The sequence below is a fragment of the Calothrix anomala FACHB-343 genome, assembly GCF_014696435.1.
GTDB classification, from domain to species: Bacteria; Cyanobacteriota; Cyanobacteriia; order Cyanobacteriales; family Nostocaceae; genus Aulosira; species Aulosira anomala_A.
The window spans coordinates 23,660-44,773 of record NZ_JACJQG010000040.1; the positions used below are offsets into that span (position 1 = coordinate 23,660).

General features: G+C 40.9%; 14 protein-coding genes. 5 read left to right on the forward strand and 9 right to left on the reverse strand.

Annotated features, from left to right (window positions below):
• Positions 1 to 58: 58 nt before the first annotated feature.
• From H6G08_RS37640 to H6G08_RS21700, 5 genes are all read right to left on the reverse strand, one after another.
• On the reverse strand, positions 59 to 3,904 hold the full coding sequence (locus H6G08_RS37640; RefSeq protein WP_190546651.1) for a beta strand repeat-containing protein: 3,846 nt from the start codon (positions 3,902 to 3,904) through the stop codon (positions 59 to 61).
• A gap of 900 nt (positions 3,905 to 4,804) precedes the next feature.
• A complete protein-coding gene (locus H6G08_RS21685) occupies positions 4,805 to 5,593 on the reverse strand; it encodes an SDR family oxidoreductase (RefSeq protein ID WP_190546653.1) in 789 nt (262 codons plus the stop codon).
• Positions 5,594 to 5,832: 239 nt separating this feature from the next.
• Positions 5,833 to 6,594, reverse strand: coding sequence for a class II aldolase/adducin family protein (locus H6G08_RS21690; RefSeq protein WP_190546655.1), 762 nt, complete (start codon positions 6,592 to 6,594; stop codon positions 5,833 to 5,835).
• Positions 6,595 to 6,776: 182 nt separating this feature from the next.
• A complete protein-coding gene (locus tag H6G08_RS21695; protein WP_190546657.1) occupies positions 6,777 to 6,995 on the reverse strand; it encodes an RRXRR domain-containing protein in 219 nt (72 codons plus the stop codon).
• Positions 6,996 to 7,635: 640 nt separating this feature from the next.
• Positions 7,636 to 9,042 carry a carotenoid oxygenase family protein gene (locus H6G08_RS21700; protein WP_199322686.1) on the reverse strand — a complete coding sequence of 469 codons (1,407 nt, stop codon included), beginning with the start codon at positions 9,040 to 9,042 and terminating at the stop codon, positions 7,636 to 7,638.
• Positions 9,043 to 9,341: 299 nt separating this feature from the next.
• On the opposite strand from H6G08_RS21700, the gene H6G08_RS21705 reads away from it, so the two are divergent.
• The 5 genes from H6G08_RS21705 to H6G08_RS21725 all read left to right on the forward strand — a co-directional run bounded on the left by H6G08_RS21705 (position 9,342) and on the right by H6G08_RS21725 (position 14,244).
• A complete protein-coding gene (locus H6G08_RS21705) occupies positions 9,342 to 9,713 on the forward strand; it encodes a hypothetical protein (RefSeq protein WP_096643774.1) in 372 nt (123 codons plus the stop codon).
• 111 nt (positions 9,714 to 9,824) lie between these two features.
• Entirely contained in the window at positions 9,825 to 10,460 is a 636-nt protein-coding gene (locus tag H6G08_RS21710; RefSeq protein WP_190546659.1) for a histidine phosphatase family protein, read from the forward strand.
• Between the two features lie 896 nt (positions 10,461 to 11,356).
• On the forward strand, positions 11,357 to 11,545 hold the full coding sequence (locus H6G08_RS21715) for a hypothetical protein (protein ID WP_190546661.1): 189 nt from the start codon (positions 11,357 to 11,359) through the stop codon (positions 11,543 to 11,545).
• A gap of 473 nt (positions 11,546 to 12,018) precedes the next feature.
• On the forward strand, positions 12,019 to 13,692 hold the full coding sequence (locus H6G08_RS21720) for an ABC transporter ATP-binding protein/permease (protein WP_242046230.1): 1,674 nt from the start codon (positions 12,019 to 12,021) through the stop codon (positions 13,690 to 13,692).
• A gap of 75 nt (positions 13,693 to 13,767) precedes the next feature.
• On the forward strand, positions 13,768 to 14,244 hold the full coding sequence (locus H6G08_RS21725) for a hypothetical protein (RefSeq protein ID WP_190546666.1): 477 nt from the start codon (positions 13,768 to 13,770) through the stop codon (positions 14,242 to 14,244).
• On the opposite strand, the gene H6G08_RS21730 is transcribed toward H6G08_RS21725, so the two are convergent.
• The 4 genes from H6G08_RS21730 to fghA form a co-directional block, all read right to left on the reverse strand.
• Positions 14,237 to 15,553 carry an agenet domain-containing protein gene (locus tag H6G08_RS21730; RefSeq protein ID WP_190546668.1) on the reverse strand — a complete coding sequence of 439 codons (1,317 nt, stop codon included), beginning with the start codon at positions 15,551 to 15,553 and terminating at the stop codon, positions 14,237 to 14,239. The genes H6G08_RS21725 and H6G08_RS21730 overlap by 8 nt on opposite strands.
• Positions 15,554 to 16,062: 509 nt before the next feature.
• A complete protein-coding gene (locus tag H6G08_RS21735) occupies positions 16,063 to 16,890 on the reverse strand; it encodes a M90 family metallopeptidase (RefSeq protein ID WP_190546670.1) in 828 nt (275 codons plus the stop codon).
• A 518-nt stretch (positions 16,891 to 17,408) separates the two neighbouring features.
• Positions 17,409 to 19,622, reverse strand: coding sequence for an alpha-glucan family phosphorylase (gene glgP / locus H6G08_RS21740; protein WP_190546672.1), 2,214 nt, complete (start codon positions 19,620 to 19,622; stop codon positions 17,409 to 17,411).
• 481 nt (positions 19,623 to 20,103) lie between these two features.
• Positions 20,104 to 20,946 carry an S-formylglutathione hydrolase gene (gene fghA / locus H6G08_RS21745; RefSeq protein ID WP_190546674.1) on the reverse strand — a complete coding sequence of 281 codons (843 nt, stop codon included), beginning with the start codon at positions 20,944 to 20,946 and terminating at the stop codon, positions 20,104 to 20,106.
• Positions 20,947 to 21,114 lie beyond the last annotated feature (168 nt).

Sequence of the window (21,114 nt, forward strand, 5' to 3'; positions counted from 1 at the left end):
AACAGTCAACAGTCAACAGTCAACAGTCACCACGAGTAATTATGCAATTTAGATGTGCTTAAACAACCACAATATTGCTATTACTCAACGCAGCAGCACCAGAGAGAATCGCTATTTGTGTAGTTGCAAAAGAACTGCCATTACCATCAGCATCAAAGAACAAATGACCATTGGTACTGTTGTAAATAAATCGTTGAGAAGCATTGGTAGCTGCTGATACTCCTGCACCAGAGATAAATAGCTCTGCCGATAACGTACCTACAGCTAAACCACCACCAAAACCAACGGCGGAAATCTGAATTACATCACCATTCACAGCCGAAAAGTCCTTAATCGTATCAATACCTTCACTAATTGCATTGAAACGGAAACTATCAACACCAGTACCACCAGTCAGGGTATCATTGCCAGTACCGCCAATCAGGATATCGTTACCGCCACCGCCAGTGAGGCTATCGTTACCGCTACCACCAGTGAGACTATTATTGCCACTATTACCAATGATGGTATTGTTGAGGCTGTTGCCAGTACCATTAATAGCGGCTGAACCTGTTAAAGTCAGCTTCTCTAAATTAGCACCCAAAGTATAAGAAATTGAGGCGTTAACTGTGTCAATTTCAGTAGACAAAGTAGATGTTTCCTGAATTACATCCCCCACACTATCTACAACATAGATATCGTTACCAGTGCCGCCTATCAAGGTATCGTTACCAGCACCACCGTTGAGGCTGTCATTGCCAGTACCGCCAATCAGGCTATCATTGCCACTACCGCCCTCAATGCTATCGTTACCAGCGCCACCATTAATAGTGTCATTACCAGCACCGCCTTTAACATTGTTGTTCTCTACGGTTGTGGAGGTATAGCTGATATTGTCATTGCCGCTACCAGCAGTGATATTACGCAAGAACTCAAATCCTTGATAAGTGTTACTTCCAGTCACAATAGTGGCTTGGGTGGTGCCGTCAATTGTCAGCACTCGCCCTATAGTATCTGCTGATAAGTCAGCATCGATCAAGGTGTCGATACCAACTCCACCATCAACCGTATCTGCTCCAGATCCTTGTGTGATAATGTCATTACCAGCACCACCATTAATGCGGTCATTACCAGCACCACCATTGAGGGTATCGTTACCAATACCGCCACTGATGCTGTCAGCAAAGTTTGTACCTGTAACGTTAAAGCGCTCAATCTGTTCAAAGTTGACTTGGTCATAGCCACCCGCATCATTTTTGTAGGCATAAAAGTAGCCTGTACCACCAACAGAGACATAGCTGGTAATTCCGGGCTTTTGAGTACCACCTGCATAGGTGTTGCTCGAATAGTTAACTACCAAAACGTCATCGCCATCGCCACCGTTGACCCTATCTCGACCGCGTCCAGCATTAATGATGTCATTGCCAGCACCACCATTGATGTTATTATCCCGCTCTTGGCTGAAGCTAATGGTGTCATTACCAGCACCAGTGGTGATATCCAAGAAGTATTCAATACCACTGACGCTAGTACCATCGCTGAGGGTGACTGTAGCTTGGGCAGAACCTTTATCGTTAAAACTTAAACCTTTGGTAGCAGCAGAAAAGTTGGCATCGGTTAAGACATCAATTCCCGCACCGCCATTGACAACATTAGCGCCAGTACCGCCAGTAATGGTGTCATTGCCATCTCCGCCATTGAGACTGTCATTACCTGCGCCACCACTGAGGTTATCATTGCCGCCACCACCATTGAGGGTATCGTTACCAATACCGCCACTGATGCTGTCGGCAAAGTTTGTACCTGTAACGTTAAAGCGTTCAATTTGTTCAAAGTTGACTTGGTCATAGCCACTGGCATCATTTTTGTAGGCATAAAAGTAGCCTGTACCGCCAACAGAGACATAGCTGGTAATTCCGGGCTTTTGAGTACCACCTGCATAGGTGTTACTCGAATAGTCAACTACTAACACATCATCGCCATCGCCACCTTTGACATCATCTCGACCGCGTCCAGCATTAATAATGTCATTGCCGGCACCACCGTTGATCCTATTATCCCGCTCTTGGCTGAAGCTAATGGTGTCATCACCAGCACCAGTGGTGATATCCAAGAAGTATTCAATACCACTGACGCTAGTGCCATCGCTGAGGGTGACTGTTGCTTGGGCAGAACCGTTATCGTTAAAACTTAAACCTGTGGTAGCAGCAGAGAAGTTGGCATCGGTTAAGACATCAATTCCCGCACCGCCATTGATGACATTAGCGCCAGTACCGCCAGTAATGGTGTCATTGCCATCTCCACCATTAATGCTGTCATTACCAGCAGCGCCATTGAGGTTATCATTGCCGCCACCACCATTGAGGGTATCGTTACCACTACCGCCACTAATGCTGTCACCAAAGTTAGTACCTGTGATATTCAGGCGTTCAATTTGTTCAAAGTTGACTTGGTCATAGCCACCCGCATCATTTTTGTAGGCATAAAAGTAGCCTGTACCGCCAACAGAGACATAGCTAGTAATTCCAGCAGTCCGAGTACCACCTGCATAAGTGTTGCTCGAATAGTCAACTACCAACACATCATCGCCATCGCCACCTTTGACATCATCTCGACCGCGTCCAGCATTAATAATGTCATTGCCGGCACCACCGTTGATCCTATTATCCCGCTCTTGGCTGAAGCTAATGGTGTCATCACCAGCACCAGTGGTGATATCCAAGAAGTATTCAATACCACTGACGCTAGTGCCATCGCTGAGGGTGACTGTTGCTTGGGCAGAACCGTTATCGTTAAAACTTAAACCTGTGGTAGCAGCAGAGAAGTTGGCATCTGTGAGGACATCAATTCCCGCACCGCCATTGATGACATTAGCGCCAGTACCGCCAGTAATGGTGTCATTGCCATCTCCACCATTAATGCTGTCATTACCAGCAGCGCCATTGAGGTTATCATTGCCGCCACCACCATTGAGGGTATCGTTACCACTACCGCCACTAATGCTGTCACCAAAGTTAGTACCTGTGATATTCAGGCGTTCAATTTGTTCAAAGTTGACTTGGTCATAGCCACCCGCATCATTTTTGTAGGCATAAAAGTAGCCTGTACCGCCAACAGAGACATAGCTGGTAATTCCAGCAGTCCGAGTACCACCTGCATAAGTGTTGCTCGAATAGTCAACTACCAACACATCATCGCCATCGCCACCTTTGACATCATCTCGACCGCGTCCAGCATTAATAATGTCATTGCCGACACCACCGTTGATCCTATTATCCCGCTCTTGGCTGAAGCTAATGGTGTCATTACCAGCACCAGTGGTGATATCCAAGAAGTATTCAATACCACTGACGCTAGTACCATCGCTGAGGGTGACTGTGGCTTGGGTAGAACCGTTTTCGTTAAAACTTAAACCCGTGGTAGCAGCAGAGAAGTTGGCATCGGTTAAGACATCAATTCCCGCACCGCCATTGATGACATTAGCGCCAGTACCGCCAGTAATGGTGTCATTGCCATCTCCGCCATTAATGCTGTCATTACCAGCAGCGCCATTAATGCTGTCATTACCAGCACCACCATTGAGGGTATCGTTACCACTACCGCCATTAATGCTGTCACCAAAGTTAGTACCTGTGACATTGAGACGTTCAATCTGTTCAAAGTTGACTTGGTCATAGCCACCCGCATCATTTTCGTAGGCATAGAGGTAGCCAGAACCACCAACAGATGTATAGCTGGTAATTCCGGGATTTCGAGTACCACCTGCATAGGTGTTGCTTGAATAATCAACTACCAACACATCATCGCCAGCGCCACCTTTGACAACATCTTTGCCGCGTCCTGGGTAAAAAATATCGTTGCCACTATTATCTGCCCCACTTGGTGGCAGATTATTATCGGAATCGTTGCCGTAAAATGTTGCCATAATTTAGATAAGATTGGAAATTGTTTGCAGAATTTGAACATCCAATCAGATATTGTGGTTATTTATCACAATATCTGATTGATTGATTGTCGATAGACAATAAATATTTAATCAATGCCATTCCGTATCTTTTCGCAAAAAAATATTTTTTATCAAATATTTTTGCAGTGCAATTCTGACTTATTTATCTAAAAAAAGTTTTATATCTTAATTAATGAATTAAGGCGATCGCTGATTTTTATTTATCTAGATTAGACTGCTTGATAAATTAGATATTTAGTGATGTATATGATAGCTAAAAGGCTTGTAAAGAAGGGATTATTTGAGTTAATTGCATTCTAATATTCTAGTTTATGTCGTCACAAAAACGCCAAGCATAGGTCAAAATTAGGAATTTTGATAAAGTTTATTGAAGAAGATATCTGATATGGATAATGGGCAATATTAGATAGTTGATTGTAATCTATATAAATAAAATTAAAGTTCTTTATTTTTTAAATTAAAGAATAATTTAATATTTAAGCTTTGCCATAAATTTTCTGGAAATACTTTTATTCGGCAAAGTTATGGCAAATTTGAATTGATTAGAAATAATCTCAAGTTGGTTCTACAAATATTATTGTTTCAGTTGAGATTTATTAGTGAAATTAGCACTTTATAAAGTATACAAATCATTTCATGAACTTTTCATAAAGGATCGCTGTTAATTTATAAATTTTCAGTAAATATACCAAGTTAATACTTAATTAAGTATACAAAACTTTTTACCGTGGAAGTATTTCTCAGGTAAGCCTGTCTCTTGGGCTAAATTGTATAGTTTAAAGAGCGATCGCTGTCGAAGGTGTCTCAACTTGAGGCGAGTAATGTTTGCAGAACCTAGATGCGAGGGTAAACCAGCAATCAAAATATGCCGGCGTTGCTTCCACCATCAACTTGTAGCATGACTCCATTGAGGTAGGAGGCGGCGGGAGAACAGAGAAATACGGCAACATTGGCAAATTCTTCCGGCTTACCCATGCGACTTAAAGGGATGTTTGCATTGATAGCTGCAATTTCTGCTTCTTTGGTTGTACCATTTTTGGCAATACGGGCGGTGATTAATTCTTCTACACGCTCTGTATATGTCCAGCCTGGTAAAATGCTGTTAACGCGGATTTTATCCTTACCTAATTCTTGGCTGAGGGTTTTGGTTAAACCAATGACCGCTAGGCGAATGGAATTAGATAAAATTAGATTTTGCACTGGTTGCTTAGTGGAAGTTGAGGTAACAGTGAGAATTGCGGCGGCACTAGATTGGCGTAGGTAAGGTAAGGCAGTTTTAATTAAGTTCACTGCACTAAGTAAATTCAGATTAATTGCCGCTTCCCACTGTGTAATATCAATATCATCAAATGTGCCAGCAGGCGGCCCCCCGGCATTAGTGACTAATATATCTAAGCCGCCAAATTTCTCTACTGTGGCATGAATTACCCGCTCAATTTCTGCTGGTTGAGTCACATCTGCACGCAAAGCTAGGACTTGCTTACCTGTTTCTTCAGCAATTTCCGCAGCAGTTTTGTCAATTAATTCACTACGGGCGCAGATAGCAACTTTTGCACCTTCACGGGCAAATTGTTTGGCGGTGGCTTTACCTAATCCTTTGCTAGCAGCTGTGACTAAAACTATTTTGTTATTAAGTTGTAAATCCATAATTTGAAGTTTTTTAAGTTGATTAAATTTGGTGCATGGTCATTTGTCATTGGTCATTTGTCATTTGTATGGGCAAACTTACCAAACCCGCAACTCGTAGGGGCGGGGTTACCCCGCCCCTACAATTTTGCATAATTTATTTTTTGGAGTTACCTAATAACAAATGACCATTGACCATTGACTATTGACTATTGACTAATAACATCCCTTGCCAATTATATTTAATTACGCCAACATACTTAATCTAAAAGGTCTGGTTGTTCGCGCACCATTCTGTTATAAAATTGCTGAAAACAGCACCAGCCATTAACAGGTGTGCCGAGATGGATGTGTGTTAAGCGTGCGGTTTCATGACCAATAATTTTGGGTTTACCGGCGGCTTCAGCTAATAGTTGTGCTTGGCTAGAACGTTCTAAATTCATGAACCACCAACAAGCTTCATCGACGGAACGACCGACGGTAAGCATTCCATGATTGCGTAAAATTATAGCTTTATGATGACCTAAGATTTCGACAATTCTTTTAGTTTCATTAATATCTAATAAATCCCCTGTGTAGTCATCAAAAACGCTGTGATCTTCATAGAAAGCACAAGCATCTTGATTTAAGGGTTCAAGGGGACGACCTAAGCAAGACCAAGCTTTACCATAAATTGAGTGGGTGTGTACTGTAGCGATCGCATCTGGTCTAGCTTGTAAAATATAAGAATGTACGCCAAAGGTGTCTCGATTTACTCCTAGTTCGCCTTGAACTACATCGCCGTTATGATTTACTAATATTAAGTGAGAAACTCGAATTTCACTAAAATCTATCCCCTGTGGGTTGATCCAAAAATGATCGGTTAATTCTGGATCGCGAACTGTAATATGTCCATCGAGACTTTCATTAAATCCTAGCTTGGCAAATAAGCGAAAGGCCGCAGCTAGGTGTTGTTTGCGGTACAAACGCTCATCTTCTATTCGCTCAAATACTGGTGGTAATGGTTGTTCTAATTTACGCATATTATTTTTCCTACAGTTTTAAGTAACCATGAGTTTTTTGGCTATGGTTAATATGATGTTGTAGTCCAACATCATTTATAAATTCCACAATTAGACAAGCAATCGGCATCAATACCGATTTTCTTGCCTCTGGGGACATAAAAATCTTTATTTAGGCTTTTGTACTTTCGAGAAAGTAAATCTTACTGACGCTGGACGCTAGGTTTTTGATTAGTGCCATAGTCAGTCTTTAACCCTAATTGCTCCAAGGGGGAATAACTCAGGGATTCTTTTAAGATAATCGTAAATGGATAGCGCCGGAATACAGTAGCTTGTCCTTGTGACAAAAGCTTTCTGGCATGACTAAGGTGTATAGGAGATAAAGGCAGTTTGTTGGCATCAAGAATAAAAACTTTAGTCATTATGGCTAAATTAACCAAGCAATAATTATCAGGTGTTCTGGTAACAAAGCAACTACCATCTATTGTTGGGGCTGCTGTTGTACTTTTGCTTTTAGTGTTAGGTAATTAGATCGTGAATATAAGCGATCGCCTCTTGTACAAGATGCAATCTTCAAATCAGTATAGTATTTACTCGGATGCCTTAGTTATCCTCTTAAAACTTTGCTAGTAAATTCATGACTCCTAATTAGGCTAGTATCTGTAATATTTTGCCGCTCTCCCACCTGGGATAATATTTCTAAGTACTACTATTTCAAGCGATCGCCAGTTTGATATGCGTGATATTTAACTCTAAATGAGAAAATATTAAGTTTTGTAGATATGTAAAAGTTTTTTGCTAGATCGCCAATTCGCGAAACAAAACTTAGCAATTGCCCAAGAGGCAGGGGGCAGTCTGGTTAAAAGGGAACAGGGAACAGGGAACAGGGAACAGGGAATAGGGAACAGGGAACAAGGAACCTTTAAGCGTTAAGCGTTCTCTATTCCCTTCTTCGATGAAAAAATTTTCATCGCTATCTATAGAAGACAAGGGAAGGCAAGGAGGACAATGCCCAATGCCCCATGCCCCATGCCCCATGCCCCATGCCCCATGCCCCATGCCCTATGCCCCTTTCAACTGTGCTTCACTAATCCAAGCACCATGAAAACCATAAGGTACTCGTTGGGGAATAATTACTCGCGCTACAGGTTCGCTGCTGACATCTTGGGCATGAACTACCACTAATTCCGAGGTATCAGAGGTTTCATCATGAACAAAGGTAATTAGCCAGCCATCATCCTCAGCTGTTGCGCCGGGACGGGGGGCAAATACAGCCTCGCCGCCAAAGCGTCCTTGTCCAAATTCATGGATTTGAGATTTCCCGCTACTGAAGTCGTATTTAATCAGACCATCAAATAAAGGTACGGGAGTATTCGCCGCTTTCCCAGCGTAGCCGTATCGCGTTGGCAACCCGACATAGTTCTCATTAATCCGGGGAAATTCGGCGGGGATATCATCTAATCTCTTGTCGCTGACTGTACCAGTTTTCAGGTTAAATCGCCATTCATGCAAGCGAGGTAGATTAGCATCAGGATCGCTGGAGTTGTCATCGCCTAAGACTGTAGTTGAACTCATGCGACAGCCGAGAAGTACTACTTCATCGCCAGTTTCGTAAGCATTGTAAATATGAAAAATGTAACAAGGTTCACTTTCAAACCAGCGGATATTACTGTTGTTACCATAACGGGGTAAAATACCAAAACGACTAGGGCGATCGCGCTCAAACATAAATAAAGGTTCACCGCGCTGTAACCGTTCAGCACGCATAGTCAATGGTAAATCCAGGAAAATACTATAGTTTTTGGTGATAGCAAAATCATGCATCATCACCGCCACAGGTAAATCAATAGGCACTGTTTGCAATAATTCACCCACGGCGGAAACTACACTGTATTGCAGATATGGCGGCGCGAAGGAATAACCAAAAAACATCATCTCGCCGGTGACTGGATCTACTTTGGGATGAGCTGTAAAAGCAGAAACCAGCTTGTCATTGTAAGTATACTCGCCAATTGTTTCTAACTCAGGAACTTTAATCGCGTGGGGTGCGCTACCTTCATGGAGTGCCAACATTTGCCCGCCATGCCAAATTAACGCCGTGTTAGCAGTACGTTTATAAGCACCGTAGGGATTATCCATTTGCGGCGGTTCTAACAGTCCACTCCAAACAGCCTTACCCGCTTCGCGTTCAATCTTCCATCCCTGAGTTTGCACGTAGCGATTGCGATAAGTGGCTTTACCTGCACTAATTTGCACGCCATGCAACATCCCATCGCCATCAAACCAATGGTACTGACCAATGGGCGGCCATTGGGGATTGGGGCCATTGCGGACAAACATACCCGATAAATCTGGTGGTAATTCTCCTAATACTGGCAAACTATCTGTAGCGATTTCCTGCCCCACTGGTGCAAAATTACCACTAAGATATGGATTATCTGCTGTGATTGAAATTATGTTACTTGTCATAAAAGGCAAACGCGATCGCGGCAATGTTTCCCATATATTTTAGCGATCGCATGATTTTTTTGAGGACAAGGGAGGCAAGGGAGACAATCAATTCAAAATTCAAAATTCAAAATTCAAAATTAAGCATTTTTTTGACTTTTGCCCAATGCCCAATGCCCAATGCCCAATGCCCCATGCCCAATGCCCAATGCCCCATACCCTAAACCAGCAATCTCAGCAATAGTTTTTCAAAGTTGTAATATTTACGTTCTCTGACATGGGAATACCCTTAAATGGAATATAAGTACGGGAAGAATCTCATGGCTGATCTGAATGGTACTTGGCTAGGAACCTATTGGCAACAAGGAGTCCCTAGCCGCTTTGAAGCAGTCTTCGTTCAAAGTGGCAATGCTCTTAGTGGCTCTATTTTGGATGACAATTACTTAGGCGAAGCCCAAATTAGTGGCGAAGTCAATGGACGTAGTATTAGCTTTACCAAACGCTATTTAATTACCTCTCCTGCTCCGATAAAATACATTGGCACCCTTTCCGAAAATGAAGATTATATTCAGGGACAGTGGAACATCGGCCCCCGCCACTATGGCCCTTGGGAAGCGCGACGCAGTGGAGAAGATTTGATGGCAGAACTGAAAACGCGGATTCAGCAGCAAATTCCCCAGGCGACGGGGTGAAGGGGCAGGGGGCAGGGGGCAGGGAGACAAGGGAGACAAGAAGGGCAAGGGAGACAATTGTACAGACGCGATTAATCGCGTCTCTGACAAATGACAAATGACAAATGACAAATGACAACTCTTTATTTCCTCCGTCACGGACAAACAGAATGCAGTCGCAATAATGCTTTTTGCGGTTCGATAGACTCGGAACTGACGCAAGAAGGTTTGGCAATGGCGGAAGCTTTTGCCAAGGCTTATGTTTCTACTCCTTGGAAAGCAGTTTTTTGTAGTCCGATGCGACGAACTGTGTTGACAGCAGCACCATTATGTGCGTCGCTCAATATTCAACCAGAAATACGGGATGGGTTGAAGGAAATTAATTATGGTCAGTGGGAAGGAAAACCACCTGAGGTTATTAACCAAGAATTTCACGATGATTATCTGCGTTGGTCAGCCGATCCAGCATGGTATGCGCCCACTGGTGGAGAAATGGCAATGACTATAGCTTACAGGGCAATGCAAGTAGTAGAAGAAATTAAGCAGCTTTACACTAGCGGCAATGTTTTAGTAGTTTCACACAAAGCAACTATCAGAATTATTTTGTGTAGTTTATTAGGTATTGATGTAGGACGCTTCCGCTATCGCATTGGTTGTCCAGTGGCTTCTGTAAGTGTTGTTGAATTTACCTCTCACGGCCCCTTGTTGCGTTCTATGGCAGACCGGACTCATTTAGATGAACATTTGCGGAATTTACCAGGTACTTAAGCCTGATACTAAGTTGCAATAAATGTATTACAGCATATTTCAGGTAAATGAGGTATGCACTTCGGGGCATGGCAGTGCCAGTGCCCCTACAATCAACGATCGTTTTTACTTCACCAACTGGCAATCTGCTATATCTGTCATTGCGACCGAGATTGCCACACTTCGCTCGCAACAGGCTCCGTAAAGGCAAGCAATCTCATTCATTTCCAGCTACTACAACAGACCGCAATTTAGGTAGGCGGGTAGGGGCAGTGCCTTGTCCGTACAATTTACCGCATTCTTTTTTCAAATTGATATGAAGTTCTTAGCTTCTAGTTTAAATACACAAAAATGAACTAAGATATTAATTAATCTACTTTATTATGCTTAAGCAAATAGCTCTGAGCGGAGTCGAAGGGCAGAATAACAACGAGGTAGAGATGAAAACCTGTATAATAACATACAAGTTATAAGCGACAGCAACAAGCTTAAAATTGAGTTTATATTTATATATAACCGTAAATTGATATTTGAAAGCATGTTCCAAAGACCATATTTTTATGGTCTTTGATAATGCATTAATTTGCGAACTATAACAGTAATTTACAGCTATAAAAAATAAGTTTTTAATTCCCAAAAGTAAATTAAAAACTTATTTATCTTGCTTGCTAATATTGCATTAACAGTTAATATCAGCCTTTTAGTCCAGATTTCAGCAAGATTTTGCGGTTTCACCATATATTTGCTTGATCATAAGTAAAGCTTTATATCAAATATAAGTATTTATATAAAAAATAAATTTGATTTAATTCAAAAATTAAGAAATAATAAATACGTAAGTAGATCTTTGTCTAACTGCAAAAATTTTCACTGACTGAATTTACAAGTTCTATCTAATTGAATAATTCTTAACACAGATGGTAAAAAAGACAACAAGCTGTGATTTTTTACTGACTAATGTGGCTGTAGCAAGCGGTGTTACGGGTGCAGGTACTTTGCAACAGAGAACTTCCAAAGCCGCTCAATCGACTGCCACAATGTTAGAGCGAGTGCGAGAACGCACCGATTTGACATCCTCAGTCCTGAATAATTCCAAGAGCGTTTAAACTCGGTATTCGTTATTTTGATACTGCTGCTAGCTACGGAGCGAATGAAATTTTTTAGCTAGTAAGACTTAAGAAAAAGATAGGGATTGCATCTGGGAAGAGTTGGAGCGTTGTTTTAAACGGCTCAATACGAATTATCTAGTACAGTATGGCGTAAATAAACAGACCATATTTCTTCACTAACGCCAGCCACTCATGGGGAAACCCCCAAGACTGCGCTGACTCACTGCTTTGCATCTACAAAATCAAATAAAGCTTACTCTGTCTGAATTTTGAATTCTGCCTTGCAGTACTAGACCTGTAACAGTTGCATAGGGTTTATTTACGCAACCATGTGCAGCTATCTACTGAGCCTAATACATCATTGTACTTCCTGCAAGTACAAAATTACTTGTTTATTTTATCTAAATTTAATCTGCGTGATGAAAAATAATTTGGCGCTCATGAATCTAAAAAAGTATCTAAATAAAAAATTGAATTTTTTTCATAAATTTTGGGCGATTGCTCAACTTTATTGGTTTAGTAAGGAAAAATGGGGTGCAATCTTTTCGATTTTTCTGCTTTTGGCATTGTTGCAATTAACTACACAAATTAATGTTGTTGCTAACACTCAGCAAGGTAATTTTGTTTCCGCTCTGGCAGATAAAGATACTCAGAGATTTTGGACAAGTATAGGCATATTTATAGGCTTGCGAATTTCCTTAGCTGTAGTGAGAGTTTGGTACACTTATGTCCGGTTTAAACCGATTCTAGCTTGGCGATTGTGGTTAACTAATCATTTCATCGAGAAATATTTAAATAAACGTTCTTTTTATGAAATAAATACTTTAAAAAAAGAAATTGATAACCCAGATCAGCGCATAGCTGAAGATATCCAAGGTTTCACTGAAGTTTCAGTTTCTATATTTTTGGATCTTTTTAATACTTGTTTACAAGTTGTTGCTTTTAGTGGAGTTCTCTGGAGTATTTCACCTACTCTAATGATTTTCTTAATTATTTATGCTGGCGCTGGTACTCTCATATCAATTGGTTTCTTTGGGAAAAGACTAGTTAATATTAATGTTGAGCAGCAGAAAAAAGAAGGTGATTTTCGCTTCGGGTTAGTTCGTCTACGAGAAAATGCTGAATCAGTAGCTTTTTATCGCGGAGAAGCACAGGAAATAAACTTGCTCCAATCCTTATTTAAGCGAGTATTTAATAATTTCCAAAATTGGATAATGTGGCAACAAGTATATTTCGGTGCTTTCATGAGAGCTTATGATATTATTCCCCCAATTCTACCCGCATTGGTTCTAGCTCCTAATGTTCTAGCAGGAGAATTAGAAGTAGGAAAGATTACAGAAGCAGCAGGAGCATTTATGGCTCTTAATGGAGCTTTGTATGTTCTTGTGAGAAGGTTTGAAAGTTTGACTGGTTTGGGTGCAGGAATTGAGCGTTTATTTGAATTTTATAGTTGCTTGGAACAGCCAGAAACAGGAATTCAGCACCGGGTAAGGCAGTATAAAACTTTTGATACTATAGTTAATACTGTAGAAGATAACTGTTTAGCTATTCAAAATTTAACTTTGTATACGCCAAACTATCAGAGAGTTTTATTTGAGGATATTTCATTTACGTTAAAACCAGGACAAGGACTTTTAATTAAAGGTACTAGTGGCTGTGGAAAAAGTTCTTTATTAAGAGCGATCGCGGGATTATGGCATTCTGGTAAAGGTACGATTATTCGACCAAAACTAGAGGAAATTCTTTTCTTACCTCAACGCCCTTATATGGTTTTGGGTAATCTCCGCAATCAGTTAATTTATCCTCAACTTACTGTAGATATCACTGATGATGAAATCTATCATATATTACAGCAGGTCAATTTACCCAATTTAGTGGAAAGATTTGGCGGCTTGGATGTGGAAAAAGACTGGTCTGATGTGCTATCTCTAGGAGAACAACAGCGTATTGCTTTTGCTCGCTTGATGATTACCAAGCCAAAGTATGTGATTTTAGATGAAGCTACTAGCGCTTTAGATATAGAAAACGAAGGAAATCTCTATCAATATCTAGTAGATACACATACAACTTTTATCAGTGTCGGTCACCGTCCTACTCTCTCTAAATATCACCAAATGAGTTTAGATTTAACTAATTCATTATAACTCGATTGGGACTTACGCAAAATGTGACGGAAAACCTTATTTTTGCGTAGCAGTAATTCATGAATTACCGCTACTTTGGCTCTGTTGTGCGTAAGTCATATCGATATTGAAAGCAATCAACGCAACATTGAAAGCAATCAACACAACATTGAAGCCAATCAACACAACATTGAAAGCAATCAACACAACATTGAAAGCAATCAACACAACATTGAAAGCAATAAACACAACATTGAAAGCAATAAACACAACATTGAAAGCAATCAACACGACATTGAAGACGATATTTTAAAGCTGCTAAAATCCAATACCTTTCAGTTAGCATCAAAAACCTTAAACCGCGTAGGTTGGGTTGAGGAACGTAGACGCGGAGCGGCTTCCCGTAGGGTAACCCAACATTTTCGGCGATTTGTTGGGTTTCACTTCGTTCAACCCAACCTACATTTACTTTGGTGTAAGTTGAAAGTTAACGAATCGACAAAAAGAACCCCGACTGATTCAATCAGTCGGGGTTCTCAGCAAATTCTTAATTACGAATTACGAATTATCTAATTTCTTCCAAATCTACCCACTCATCATACGAAGAGTCGTAATCTAGGTAATGAACATAATATTGTTGACCTTGGATTTTCTCAATCTTGGCAGAATACCAATCTTCGTTGTCTTCATCCCAGACTTTGATTTTTTGATTAACTGCAAATCCATTCTTATCGGCTTCGCCATGTTCGCGAATCCGAATCTCATCTTCGCCTACCCATTCGTTGTAGGATGATCCATAGCCCATATAATGTACAAAAAATTGATCTTTGTCGATTTTTTCGATTGTGGCTTGATACCAATCTTCTTCATCTTCATCCCAAACTTCGACAGTTTTGTTGACTGCATATTCGCCACTAGCAGATTTTGCAGTAGATTTTGCAGGGGATGAAGCATCTCGCGCAGGTGGTGAAGGTTCTTGTGCTAGTTCCGCTTTGACTAAGGAATGCGATCGCACAATCACAGCCCGCGCTACAGTTTGAATACCTGTATGCTCGTAGTAGTTGGTAGTTTGATCCAAGAATGCGGCGACGAAATCTAAGTTATCATCAGCTACTTGGATGAAATTACCTAAATGACTAAACAAAGATTGGGGAGTTACACCAGTCTTGGCGACTAAGCCATTCATCCAACCTTGAACCGAGTTAAATGCTTGAGTAATAAAGCCAAATTTCTCTGTCGCATTATTACCTGGTAAAGAGTTGCTAACGGCTGCAAATACAGGATTTTGCGCTACTACATTAGCGTCAGTGCCGCTAATAATAGTATGAATCTTGGTGAGGAAATCAGGGCCTAAAGGTAAAAGTCCATCTAGACAAACTAAAGCTACCATCCGGGTTAAGGATGCATCTTTATAGTTTTCACTTAAAGTAGCCGCAAAAGCTTGAGGATTAGGACTCGGAAGTCCATTAAGTTTAGAGAAAGCGATGATTTCCACCGCAATTTTTAAAACTAAATCTATAGTTTGAGTTAAATCTGCTTTGGGAGTAATGTTACTTAAAAAATTGAGAAAACCAATTTTTTCGCCAACTTTATTAGCTAAAGCTGCAGCAGCCATAGCTGTGTCGGCTTTATCGATAGTTTGATAAAGTTTAATAGCTGTTTGATAGCCATTTTGAGGATCGTGATAGAGAGAGACAGCGCGATCGCGAATTTTTTGAATAACTTTAGCGTCACTCTCCCCCGTAATTGCACGGATATTATTATCAAACCCCACCAAATTATTCCACTGACCTGGAGCTACATAATCTAGAGCCTTCAATACCTTGACCGTAATATTGTCAGCTGGTAGTTCGTCAACCAATTGAATAATTGACTTATCCATTAATCAATCCTCTAAGCCAGAAAACTATAGTCATCGATTATACTCACTGTTTTGGGAATATGTCGCCAGTACTCCGGGCACCACCACCTAGAGAAATGATTAAGAATTATGCTAAATTGCATACCAAGTTGTAGAAAGAATGCGAAAAATGGTAGGGGCATGGCATTGCTCATAAGTGTCAACTTAAGTTCAAACGCTTACCCAACAGATCGCCCACAGGCTGTAAGCCTGGGGCTAACGTTACAAAGCCCACCTACGTGGGCTAAGAAAATTTAGCCCACCTACGTGGGCTTTGTTCAATTAGCCGCACCCTTGGAGGGTGACGGCGGTTTATTGGGTAAGCGAGGGGTTGGGGATGAGAATAAAACCTTATCAACCAAAAGGGTTTCACTTTAAGTTGACACCAATGGGCATTGCCATGCCCCTACAATATTGATTACCGCAAACATGATTTAAATTTGTATCAGTTCAATATTCCCTTCTGCCATCTGCCCTCTGCCATCTGCCTTTCACACAACCCATAATTGAGGATTCACCTGATAATAGCCTTGCAACAACTCATACAATGCTGGGTGCTGCTGTAATAATTCCCTTGGTTTCTCAAAGAAAGTTTCTGTAGCTACCGCAAAAAATTCTGCGGGATTAGTGGCACCATAACTATCAAGAACTGTATGTAATCCATTATCTACATCATGACAAAGCTGCTGATATTCTGCTGTCATCACCTGTGCCCAAATGGCATAATCTGATTTCTGCGGTAAAATCGGTACACCTTCAGCTTTACCATCTTCTTGATCTAATTGATGGGCAAATTCATGTAACACCACATTCCGCCCATCATGCCAATTGCGAGTATCTTGTTGCACCTGTTCCCAAGATAAAATTAATTGATCGCGAGTCCATGATTCACCCAACTTGGCTATGCGCTTTTCGGAAATAAAATAACTGCCAGTAGCAATGGTTTCAGTTACCACATAAGTACTGGGATAAATTAAAATCGAACGCAATTTAGGAAAATATTCTGCTCTTTCATTTAATAATAATAAACAGGCAAAGGCAGCAATTGTTAATTTCATTTCTACCGTTACCTGCAATCCTTGACAGCCAATAAATTGTTTCTCTTTTAAAAAGACTTGAATATGACCTTGCAACCGTCTTCTTTCATCGGTTGTGAGACGCAAATAAATCGGCAGATTATTTTCAATTATTGCTTGCCAAAGAGGCGGAAAAGAACGACGTTTAATTCGATTTCGGCGCTGTTTCGTCAGTAGGGGACTGATAAGAATAGTAGTTACAATAAGTCCCAAAATAATAAAAATAAGAATTATTGCCTGCATTAATTTTTGATAATAATTGCAAATAAAATCTGACTAAAAATAGGTACAAAAAATACTAAATTCGTTTCTTTGTAGTGAGAATTAAAGTTATCACTACTAACTCATAACAATTTACAGCGAATTGCCAGTTGGTGAGGTACAGATAATAGTTGATTGTAGGGGCATTGGCACTGCCATGCCCCGAAGCGCGTACCTCATTGACCGAAAATATGCTGTAAATAGTTTTTGCGGCACATCAATATATTTTAGAGGGCATGGCAATGCCATGCCCCTACCATTCGTCACATTCTTTTTTTTTACAGCAGTTTTCATGCATTTGAACCACAATCGTAGTAGTAGGGGCACGGCACCAGTAAGATTATTGTATATACGAGAAGATTGTGGATGCCGTGCCCCTACAGTGTGGTCTATTTACCTGAAAATTGCTGTAAATTATTATCAGTATAGCTACAAAAAAAGGGGAGGTAACCCACCCCTTTGTTTAACCATGAAACCCAAACTCAATCAACCAAAACTTTCTAAACGAGAACTTTCGCCAAAATTGGTTCTACACGGGTTGCAATTTCTGGTACATACACCTGTGAAACGTAGTCTGCAATCATTCTGTCGGTGTTGAATAGGGGACAATTGGTTTTGATGGATGCTTTCATCATTTGCACCCAACGGGGAGAAACACCTTGAGGATTGCGATCGTAATATAGGGGTACGATTTCTTCTTCTAGGAGTTGATAAAGCGATCGCGAATCTATGCGATCCTGTAATTCTTGATCGCTAGTGTGGGCATCTTCACCAATTGCCCAACCGTTGATACCTTTACCATTACTATCAGCTTGATAGCCTTCGCACCACCAGCCATCAAGAACGCTGCAATTCAAACCACCGTTAAAGCAAACTTTTTGTCCGCTAGTACCAGAAGCTTCTAGGGGGCGACGGGGATTATTCAGCCACACATCTACACCTTGCACCAGTTTTTGTCCGGTGTAAATATCGTAATCTTCAATAAAGGCAACGCGGTTTCTAATTTCTCCGTGGTGACACCATTCCATTAATCTTTGGATAATCCGTTTACCTTCTTCATCGGCTGGGTGGGCTTTACCTGCAAAGATAATTTGTACGGGATGGTTAGCATTACCAAAAATCTTTAATGCCCGTTCAGCATCGCGTAAAATTAAATCTCCCCGTTTGTAAGGGCTAAAACGTCGCGCAAAGCCAATAGTCAAGACATCGGGATCGAGTAAAGTATCAGTAGCTTGAATAGATTCATAACTTTCACCCCGTTGTTCTCTAGCTTTTTTGACTTTATAACGGGTATAAGCAATCAGCCTTTCTTTTAATACTCGATGTCTCCACCACAATTCTTCATCAGGAATTGTGTCAACCTTCGCCCACATTTCCGGATTCATGGCTTGGGTATGCCAATTTTCTCCTAAATACTGATTATATAAATCACCTAACAATGGCGCAGTCCAAGTGGGTGCGTGAACGCCATTAGTAATGTAACCAATGGGGACTTGATCCTCAGAAACTCGCGGATAGAGAACTGTCCACATTTTACGAGAAACCTGACCGTGTAATTCACTGACACCATTGCAAGCACGAGTCATCCGCAAAGCTAAAACAGTCATCCCGAATGGTTCCCAGGGATCGCCCAATCTTCTGGCACCTAAGGCTAAAAATTGTTCGCGAGACAAGCGCAATTGCGTCCAGTAATGCGCAAAGAAAGAATCGATTAAATCGGGTGAAAAGACATCATGTCCAGCCGGAACTGGTGTATGGGTGGTGAAGACACAGCGATCGCGAACTGTGGCTTCAATATCATAAAATGATTTACCTGTACGTTCAATTTCTAACCGGGCAACTTCTAAAGTACAGAAAGCCGCGTGTCCTTCGTTGAGGTGATAGACAGCAGGTTGAATTCCTAAAGCTTCTAAGGCGCGTACACCGCCAATTCCTAAGACAACTTCTTGGGCGATGCGGGTTTCTAAGTTACCACCGTAAAGGTGTCCAGTCAACCAACGATCGATGGGATCGTTGTCTTCGCGATCGCTATCTAGTAAATATAATGTGACTCGCCCGACTTGTACCTGCCAAATTTGCACTTTGACAGTCCGTTGACGCACTTCTAATTGAATAGTTAACGGTTCGCCTGTTTGAGTTTTAATCAACTCAATGGGCATGTGTAGAAAAGGGTTGTCAATATAGTAATCTTCTTGCCAACCATTACGATTTAAGCGTTGGCGAAAGTAACCTTGGCGATATAACAAACCCACACCTACCATCGGTACACCCAAATCAGAGGATGATTTCAGGTGATCCCCGGCGAGAATTCCCAAACCGCCTGAGTAAACTGGTAGGGATTCATGAATACCAAACTCTGCACAAAAATAAGCTACTGGGTGTTCTTTAGTTAATTGCGGTGCAACACCACTTACCCAAGTATCTTTTTGTTGCATATATCGGTCGAACTCACGCGCTAAAGCAGATACTTGCTTGAGATACAAAGGATCTTCTGCTAATTGGCTGAGACGTTCGCAACTTGCAGACTCTAAAATCGCCACTGGATTATGTCCGCAGCGTTCCCATTCTTGGGGATCGATACTTTGGAATAAAGCAATGCGATCGCTACTCCAACTCCACCAATAGTTATAAGCCAAATCTGCCAAACGTTTAAGCACAAAAGGCAATTTTTCGCTCAACTTTAGCGCTGCAGTCATTACACTATTATTCGCCATACAACTTTAAACTCTCTGTTACTTTTTTCTTTCACTTAACTTTTTCTTTCCAACAATTGCGCTGCAAGTTAATGACAACCGAATCTTCTTTTTTAAATCATTTCCTGAAGTCGGAGCAGTTTATCAATATCAAACCTGAGCCAAATGGGTGGTGTTTCTTTTTTCTACCTTTTAAGAATTATCTCTGCTTTTCCGGATTTTTTACATCAATTTCAATCACGTTATTTTAAATAAAACAACATCTTATTCACATTATTTAAAATAACGTAACAAGCAATCACAATTGCAGATTTATCCGCAGAAACACTGTTGACTATTGACAAATGACAACTGTACGGGCGGGTTCACAAATATCCTCACTGTTCAACGATAATTCTCAGTAAACCCGCCCCTACCGACTGTTGACTGTTGACTGCGATCACTGAGCATGTCGAAGTTTTAACAAATGACAAATGACCAATGACTAATGACCAATGACTAATTATCCCAAAGCGATCGCATGATGACGAATATGATCTGCCATAAAACTAGCAATAAAATAATAACTATGGTCGTAGTCTTGTTGATAGCGTAAATTTAAAGGCTGTTTCACTTCTGCACAAACTTGCGCAAACACATCTGGTAATAATTGTGATGTTAAAAATTTATCCGCAGTCCCTTGGTCAATCAAAATAGAACTGTGATAACCTAATTGTTTCACCAATTCGCTAGCATCATAGCTACGCCAAGCTTCTTCATTAGTTCCTAAATAACGACTAAATGCTTTTTCACCCCAAGGACAACGCATAGGTGCGGTAATCGGTGCAAAAGCAGAGACAGATTTATACAGGTGAGGATTACGCATTGCACAAACTAGCGCCCCATGTCCACCCATTGAATGACCAAAAATACCTTGTTTTTCTGACTGGGTAGGAAAGTTAGCATTAATTAAAGTAGGTAATTCTTGCACAATATAACTATACATTTGATAATGCGCTTTCCAAGGTTCTGTTGTCGCATCCACATAAAAACCCGCACCCGTACCAAAATCCCAATCATCATCTTCCCCAGCAATCCCCGTATTGCGAGGACTAGTATCTGGTGCAACTAGCATTAAACCATACTCTGCAGCGTAACGTTGCGCCCCAGCTTTCACCATAAAATTCTCTTCCGTACAAGTTAAACCAGAGAGAAAATAAAGAACTGGTACAGGTTTTTGACTAGCTTGCGGTGGTTGATAAACAGCAAAGCGCATTTCTCCATGACAAGTTGACGAAGCGTGGGAATAAAAGCCGACTTTACCAGCAAAACATTGATATTCTGATATAACTTTCAGATTAGTCATTAAATTAAACCTCATTTTTAAACAACTACCGCATAAGGATAATCATACGCCTTGGAATTAATTCCAAGGCTAATAGCGCAAGTCTACTAAAGTAGACTCAAGATTTTGAGGATATTTAGTCATCTACCCTTCGGTAAGACTTCGTGTACAGATGACTGTCATTATGAG

Coding starts and splice junctions, on each gene's coding strand:
- H6G08_RS21685 (WP_190546653.1), bottom strand. CDS start 5,593: ATGGATTTACAACTTAATAACAAAATAGTTTTAGTCACAGCTGCTAGC.
- fghA (WP_190546674.1), bottom strand. CDS start 20,946: ATGACTAATCTGAAAGTTATATCAGAATATCAATGTTTTGCTGGTAAA.
- H6G08_RS21730 (WP_190546668.1), bottom strand. CDS start 15,553: ATGGATAAGTCAATTATTCAATTGGTTGACGAACTACCAGCTGACAAT.
- H6G08_RS21715 (WP_190546661.1), top strand. CDS start 11,357: ATGGTAAAAAAGACAACAAGCTGTGATTTTTTACTGACTAATGTGGCT.
- H6G08_RS21735 (WP_190546670.1), bottom strand. CDS start 16,890: ATGCAGGCAATAATTCTTATTTTTATTATTTTGGGACTTATTGTAACT.
- glgP (WP_190546672.1), bottom strand. CDS start 19,622: ATGGCGAATAATAGTGTAATGACTGCAGCGCTAAAGTTGAGCGAAAAA.
- H6G08_RS21705 (WP_096643774.1), top strand. CDS start 9,342: ATGGCTGATCTGAATGGTACTTGGCTAGGAACCTATTGGCAACAAGGA.
- H6G08_RS21700 (WP_199322686.1), bottom strand. CDS start 9,042: ATGACAAGTAACATAATTTCAATCACAGCAGATAATCCATATCTTAGT.
- H6G08_RS37640 (WP_190546651.1), bottom strand. CDS start 3,904: ATGGCAACATTTTACGGCAACGATTCCGATAATAATCTGCCACCAAGT.
- H6G08_RS21710 (WP_190546659.1), top strand. CDS start 9,825: ATGACAACTCTTTATTTCCTCCGTCACGGACAAACAGAATGCAGTCGC.
- H6G08_RS21690 (WP_190546655.1), bottom strand. CDS start 6,594: ATGCGTAAATTAGAACAACCATTACCACCAGTATTTGAGCGAATAGAA.
- H6G08_RS21695 (WP_190546657.1), bottom strand. CDS start 6,995: ATGACTAAAGTTTTTATTCTTGATGCCAACAAACTGCCTTTATCTCCT.